The organism is Glaciecola sp. KUL10, assembly GCF_003203515.1.
Classification (GTDB): Bacteria; Pseudomonadota; Gammaproteobacteria; order Enterobacterales; family Alteromonadaceae; genus Glaciecola.
Genome location: NZ_BGNG01000024.1, coordinates 1 through 2,757, shown reverse-complemented (window position 1 = coordinate 2,757; position 2,757 = coordinate 1). Strand labels below are relative to the sequence as shown.

The 2,757-nt window shown below is 37.4% G+C and carries 5 protein-coding genes; all 5 read right to left on the bottom strand.

Features of this window, described 5'->3' with window-relative positions; translation table 11 throughout:
* On the bottom strand, nt 1-430 hold a 430-nt coding region (locus KUL10_RS18390), incomplete at its 3' end, for a DUF6678 family protein (protein WP_110430424.1).
* A 77-nt stretch (nt 431-507) separates the two neighbouring features.
* Nucleotides 508-972 carry a hypothetical protein gene (locus tag KUL10_RS18385; RefSeq protein ID WP_110430423.1) on the bottom strand — a complete coding sequence of 155 codons (465 nt, stop codon included), beginning with the start codon at nt 970-972 and terminating at the stop codon, nt 508-510.
* 84 nt (nt 973-1,056) lie between these two features.
* A complete protein-coding gene (locus tag KUL10_RS18380; protein WP_110430422.1) occupies nt 1,057-1,638 on the bottom strand; it encodes a hypothetical protein in 582 nt (193 codons plus the stop codon).
* A gap of 141 nt (nt 1,639-1,779) precedes the next feature.
* A complete protein-coding gene (locus tag KUL10_RS18375; protein ID WP_110430421.1) occupies nt 1,780-2,154 on the bottom strand; it encodes a hypothetical protein in 375 nt (124 codons plus the stop codon).
* A 108-nt stretch (nt 2,155-2,262) separates the two neighbouring features.
* Nucleotides 2,263-2,757 (bottom strand): hypothetical protein (locus KUL10_RS18370; RefSeq protein WP_233499887.1); only part of this gene is annotated, 495 nt, incomplete at its 5' end.

Sequence of the window (2,757 nt, the reverse complement as noted above, 5' to 3'; positions counted from 1 at the left end):
TATCGGTCTCAAAATAGCCCTCATAACATTTTGGAAAATAACCGAACATCCTGACAAATTTATTTTTTGTTTCAAATTCAAATCCTATTTCTACGAGCGATTTAATCAACGATTTTTTACAATTAATAGTCTCACCAGTAAACTTACGGTTAGATAAAACGGAAATTTCATATTCGATGTCTAAACATTCTACAGACAGCATCGGAAAAGGAAGACCGTAGTACCAATCATTATCCCAATGTGACATATAACCGCTCACAATTTTAGTTCGATAACATGGAGTAGATTCTTCTTGGCGCATCAAACTAATGAGACGATTCCATTTTACATTATTGGCGGCACCGACGAGTTGTCGCTTTGCTATCAGCTTTCGAATTTTCTTCTCAAAGCTAACATCACTGACCGCATCAGCCATAGGTAGAAGACTCATTTGAGATACCTAACGCCTAATTATGGTGCGCAGTGCCGCTAGGCGCTGTGTCACAGCGCAGCGACATTAATTTTTTGTTAGGCACTCTCCGCTTTGAGCTGTAATAAAGCGTTTCTAAAGGTATCTTTAACATTTGCATCCCTGTAATTTATGGTGGTAAAAAAGAAGTTCTTCTTTATTTTAGCTTTTACTAATTTCTCACCTGAAAAGAAAAACTGTGCCTTCTTAAATGATATTGTACATTGCTCACTATCAATGTCTAAAATTGCTTTTTCCAATTCTGCTCGGCTTATTGAAGAAGTTAGCATTATCTCCAAAGGTCCTCTCGCCCATGGCTTGGTTGTAGAGAGATGAAAGCCAAATTTATCTTCATGGTTTTTAGATGAATCAAAATAACTCAATCTCCCAAGCGTCAAATGGAAGTTTTGAAATTTCACGTAACCAATTTTATTCGACAACCATAATTCATCACTATTGATTCGTGGAATAACCCAAAAATAGATAACGTAGATGAATACCGAGATAACGATTAATTCAATCATCGATAGCTTAAATGTGTGCCTAACACCCGATTAACCGGTAAAAACCGCTCTTGTTTTTATCCGTCTTCAATCGTTTGTTATGTTTTAGTCGCCAGAATTTTCATAACCAACTATTTTTATTAGTTTTTTATCCTCGCCGAAAAGATAGGTGAGTATAGTGCTTCCCTTGGTTTCATATAAATAAACAAAACGCCCATCTGGATTGTAATCTTCATGCTTAGGCTTTCCCATGCATGAAATAACTCGTTCCGATGTTGTTTCTCCAAGTGGAAATTTAGCTATATTACTCGGACAATTTTTACTATTTCTAGCACTTTCAATTGGTTTAATCTCAAAATCTGCCGCACCCAAACCAGATTCAGTAAATGTCATCATGTATTGAGTTGTATCCCCTGAACCTTTTACAATCCACATTTCGCGCCACGAACGAGAGCCAACATCTCCGACAGGTTGCTGAATTACAAATTTTAACAGTTCTGAATCTTTTATTTTTGCTCCAAAAACGTCCTCTAACCCAGCTTTAGCATCTGAAATTAGTTTGCCATTGGCTAGCGAGCCTTCCTTCGCTACTCCAGGTTGAATTTTGGATAAAGGAGTAAGTTTTTCAGTGGATTTGCAACCTGACATAAGCGCTAGAACAATCAATAATGCAAAAATATATTTCATAATTTTCCTTAATTTAACTACGAAGTGCAGATAAAACATAACGCTAAGCTAACGGGCACAAATGCAATGCGAAAATGGCGAAGCCGCATTGCGTTTGTGTCCCAGTGACCGAAGGGAACGAGTTTAGCGCCTTGTTAGAGTTCAACCTTCTGCAACCTCTGTTTTTTTGAAGTACTCTTTAGCATTTTTATTAAATGCAAGATAAACAGGCAAAATAGAAATGAATAACGTAAAAGCTAATAAAACTAGGCCGACAACAATATTTGTAAATGCCAGATAAACTGCTATAACGCCTGCAAGCACTACGCCAATTGTAAAGAGTGAAATAAGCAGTAATCTTGCCCAATTTTTCCCTACATACACAAAGTAAAACAGTATTAAAGTGAGAAACAGCCGGATTATATACTGTGGCTCTCGTTCGTATAGGATTAAAGCAATATCTATAAGTAACCACATGCTCATAAGAGTTAGCATTATGATTTTCACTTTCCTTAATTCGGAGTCCTTTAATTCCATATATCCTCTTGAACTCTAACACCATGTTAACGAGTTATCAGATTATGGCGTGTCGGTTGCGAATGCAAGCGGCATGACATGAGATGATAATCTCTGTTGAACATCTTGTTATGAGTCGCTTGCAACTGACTCTTTCACAAATCCCAACCACCTATCATCTTCTGATTTGATGATTTCATTTGAATGCGCATGCCCCCATGACTCGCGAAAAACTAAGTAAATTTCCCCGAGTTCGTAGGTGAATGCGATATTACAAATTCCGCCTTTTGAAATTGGTGAACGTCTGACTAATAGCGATTCAGACCAAAAAGCTGGTTCAAAATGACGATTAAAATCAGTGCTAATATGTTTAACTGATTTAGGTATTCTTGAACGACGCCAGAAAAACTCCTTTTCACTTTCGCCTTTTATATTTTCGACGACTTCAAATACTACAACTTTATCAGTTACTTTGATGGTTTTTGCCAATACTATCGTTGCAGTATTCTCGATTAATTGAGAGTGTGATAAGCCATAGCCAGGAGGGGGCGCCGGGCAAGCACTAGCTCCTAGACTGAACAGTACTGCAAGTATCATTGTATATAGCAAAACTTTCATAGGCTC

What these genes read in the sequence shown, in the direction of transcription:
- KUL10_RS18385 (WP_110430423.1), bottom strand. Translation starts at nt 972, where the DNA reads ATGATTGAATTAATCGTTATCTCGGTATTCATCTACGTTATCTATTTT.
- KUL10_RS18380 (WP_110430422.1), bottom strand. Translation starts at nt 1,638, where the DNA reads ATGAAATATATTTTTGCATTATTGATTGTTCTAGCGCTTATGTCAGGT.
- KUL10_RS18375 (WP_110430421.1), bottom strand. Translation starts at nt 2,154, where the DNA reads ATGGAATTAAAGGACTCCGAATTAAGGAAAGTGAAAATCATAATGCTA.